The sequence below is a fragment of the Nocardiopsis sp. N85 genome, assembly GCF_028882275.1.
Lineage (GTDB): Bacteria > Actinomycetota > Actinomycetes > Streptosporangiales > Streptosporangiaceae > Nocardiopsis > Nocardiopsis lambiniae.
This window is the reverse complement of sequence record NZ_JARBUT010000037.1, coordinates 1-3421: the sequence shown is the minus strand read 5'-3', so window position 1 is coordinate 3421 and position 3421 is coordinate 1. Positions and strand designations below refer to the sequence as shown.

2 rRNA genes are annotated in these 3421 nt (G+C 57.4%); both read left to right on the top strand.

Annotated features, from left to right (window positions below):
• Positions 1-69 precede the first annotated feature (69 nt).
• Positions 70-3165, top strand: a 23S ribosomal RNA gene (locus PWG71_RS28555).
• A gap of 113 nt (positions 3166-3278) precedes the next feature.
• Positions 3279-3394 (top strand): 5S ribosomal RNA (rrf, locus tag PWG71_RS28550).
• Positions 3395-3421: the final 27 nt, after the last annotated feature.

Sequence of the window (3421 nt, the reverse complement as noted above, 5' to 3'; positions counted from 1 at the left end):
GTGGTGTCGGGGTGTGCGGTTGGTGTTTTGATTTGTGAATAGTGTGCGCGAGCATCTTGTTATCTGTAGTGGCCAAGTGATAGTGGCATACGGTGGATGCCTTGGCACCAGGCGCCGATGAAGGACGTGGGAGACCGCGATAGGCCACGGGGAGCTGTCAACCTAGCTGTGATCCGTGGGTGTCCGAATGGGGAAACCCAGCCCGAGTTGTGTCGGGTTGCCGCCGCCTGAATGTATAGGGCGGTTGGTGGTGACGCGGGGAAGTGAAACATCTCAGTACCCGTAGGAAGAGTAAACAACAGTGATTCCCCTAGTAGTGGTGAGCGAACGGGGAAGAGGCTAAACCGTGCGCGTGTGATAGACGGCAGTCGTTGCGTGTGCGGGGTCGTGGGGTGTATCTGTCCGGGTCTGCCGATCCGGAGCATCTGAGGGTTCTTCTAGCTGAATCCGTTGGGAAGCGGAACCGTAGTGGGTGAGAGTCCCGTAGGTGAAGGAAGAGTCCGGGTGTTGGTACATACCCGAGTAGCGCGGAGCCCGAGAAATTCCGTGTGAATCTGGCAGGACCACCTGCTAAGCCAAAATACGTCCTGGTGACCGATAGTGCACTAGTACCGTGAGGGAAAGGTGAAAAGTGCCCCGGTGAGGGGTCGTGAAATAGTACCTGAAACCGTGTGCTGTCAAGCCGTCAGAGCTGGGGACTTGTTCCTGGTGATGGCGTGCCTTTTGAAGAATGAGCCTGCGAGTCATGGTGTGTGGCGAGGTTAACCCGGGTGGGGTAGCCGTAGGGAAACCGAGTCTGAATAGGGCGTTTGAGTCGCATGCTGTGGACCCGAAGCGGAGTGATCTACCCATGTCCAGGGTGAAGCGGGGGTAAGACCTCGTGGAGGCCCGAACCCACCAGGGTTGAAAACCTGGGGGATGAGGTGTGGGTAGGGGTGAAAGGCCAATCAAACTCCGTGATAGCTGGTTCTCCCCGAAATGCATTTAGGTGCAGCGTTGCGTGTTTCTTGCCGGAGGTAGAGCTACTGTTTGGCTGATGGGCCCCACAAGGTTACTGACGTCAGACAAACTCCGAATGCCGGTTAAGTGAAGCGTGGCAGTGAGACTGCGGGGGATAAGCTTCGTAGTCGAGAGGGAAACAGCCCAGATCATCAGCTAAGGCCCCTAAGCGTGTGCTAAGTGGGAAAGGTTGTGGAGTTGCTGAGACAACCAGGAGGTTGGCTTAGAAGCAGCCATCCTTTAAAGAGTGCGTAATAGCTCACTGGTCAAGTGGTTCTGCGCCGATAATGTAGCGGGGCTTAAGCACACCGCCGAAGCTGTGGAGCCTGAGACTTGTTCTCGGGTTGGTAGGGGAGCGTCGTGCGTTCGGAGAAGCCGCCGAGTGATCGTGTGGTGGAGGGCGTGCGAGTGAGAATGCAGGCATGAGTAGCGAGAGCAACGTGAGAAACGTTGCCGCCGATTGACCAAGGGTTCCTGGGGCAGGTTAATCCGCCCAGGGTGAGTCTGGACCTAAGGCGAGGCCGACAGGCGTAGTCGATGGATAACGGGTTGATATTCCCGTACCCGTGCACGAGCGCCCAGTATCGAATCAGGTGATGCTAACCACGCCGGCCTTGGGTGGTCCCTTCGGGGGTCGTCCGTGGGTTGGCCTGGGATCCGAGCTTGTAGTAGGTAAGTGATGGGGTGACGCAGGAGGGTAGCTCTACCCGGCGGTGGTTGTCCGGGGGTAAGCGTGTAGGCCGGGGGGTTGGCAAATCCGCCCCTCATGAAGGTTGAGACGTGATGCCGAGCCGTTTTCGGTGAAGTGAGTGATCCCATGCTGTCGAGAAAAGCCTCTAGCGAGTTCGTGAGCGGCCAGTACCCTAAACCGACGCAGGTGGTCAGGTAGAGAATACCGAGGCGGTCGGGTGAACCATGGTTAAGGAACTCGGCAAATTGTCCCCGTAACTTTGGGAGAAGGGGAGCCCTGTCCGGTGAAGGAGTTTTCCTCTGGAGCTGGGTGGGGTCGCAGATAGCGGGGGGAAGCGACTGTTTATTAAAAACACAGGTCCGTGCGAAGTCGTAAGACGCTGTATACGGACTGACGCCTGCCCGGTGCTGGAACGTTAAGAGGACCGGTCAACGGGGGTTCGCCCTTGTGAAGCTGGGAATCCAAGCGCCAGTAAACGGCGGTGGTAACTATAACCATCCTAAGGTAGCGAAATTCCTTGTCGGGTAAGTTCCGACCTGCACGAATGGCGTAACGACTTCCCCACTGTCTCAACCATGGGCCCGGTGAAATTGCACTACGAGTAAAGATGCTCGTTTCGCGCAGCAGGACGGAAAGACCCCGGGACCTTCACTATAGCTTGACATTGGTGTTTGGGATGGTTTGTGTAGGATAGGTGGGAGCCGGTGAAGTCGTCACGCCAGTGGCGGTGGAGGCGTTGGTGAAATACCACTCTGACTGTTTCGGGCATCTAACCTTGGGCCGTGATCCGGTTCGGGGACAGTGTCTGGTGGGTAGTTTAACTGGGGCGGTTGCCTCCCAAAAGGTAACGGAGGCGCCCAAAGGTTCCCTCAGCCTGGTTGGTAATCAGGTGTCGAGTGTAAGTGCACAAGGGAGCTTGACTGTGAGACGGACGTGTCGAGCAGGAGCGAAAGCTGGGACTAGTGATCCGGCACCGGCGTGTGGAAGCGGTGTCGCTCAACGGCTAAAAGGTACCCCGGGGATAACAGGCTGATCTTCCCCAAGAGTCCATATCGACGGGATGGTTTGGCACCTCGATGTCGGCTCGTCGCATCCTGGGGCTGGAGTTGGTCCCAAGGGTTGGGCTGTTCGCCCATTAAAGCGGCACGCGAGCTGGGTTTAGAACGTCGTGAGACAGTTCGGTCCCTATCCGCTGTGCGCGTTGGAGACTTGAGAAGGGCTGTCCCTAGTACGAGAGGACCGGGACGGACGAACCTCTGGTGTGCCAGTTGTCCTGCCAAGGGCATGGCTGGTTGGCTACGTTCGGGAGGGATAACCGCTGAAAGCATCTAAGCGGGAAGCCTGCTTCGAGATGAGGTCTCCTGCCTCCTTGAGAGGGTAAGGCCCCCTATAGACGATGGGGTTGATAGGCCGGGTGTGGAAGCCTTGTGAGGGGTGGAGCTGACCGGTACTAATAGGCCGAGGGCTTGTCCGCTGCAGATAATTGGGTGCTCGCGCATACATGTTCACATTGTTGATTGCTGTGTGAAATTCTTCCCTGTTCCGGGGCCTGCTTGTGGTGGGGTGTCGGGGTGTGGGTGTTGGTTTCCGTGGTGGTTATGGTGGGAGGGTCACACCCGGTCTCATTCCGAACCCGGTCGTTAAGTCTCCTTGCGCTGATGGTACTGCCCTGTGGTGGGGTGGGAGAGTAGGTTGCCGCCACGGTTTTTTTTCGGGTTGAGAGCCTTCCGT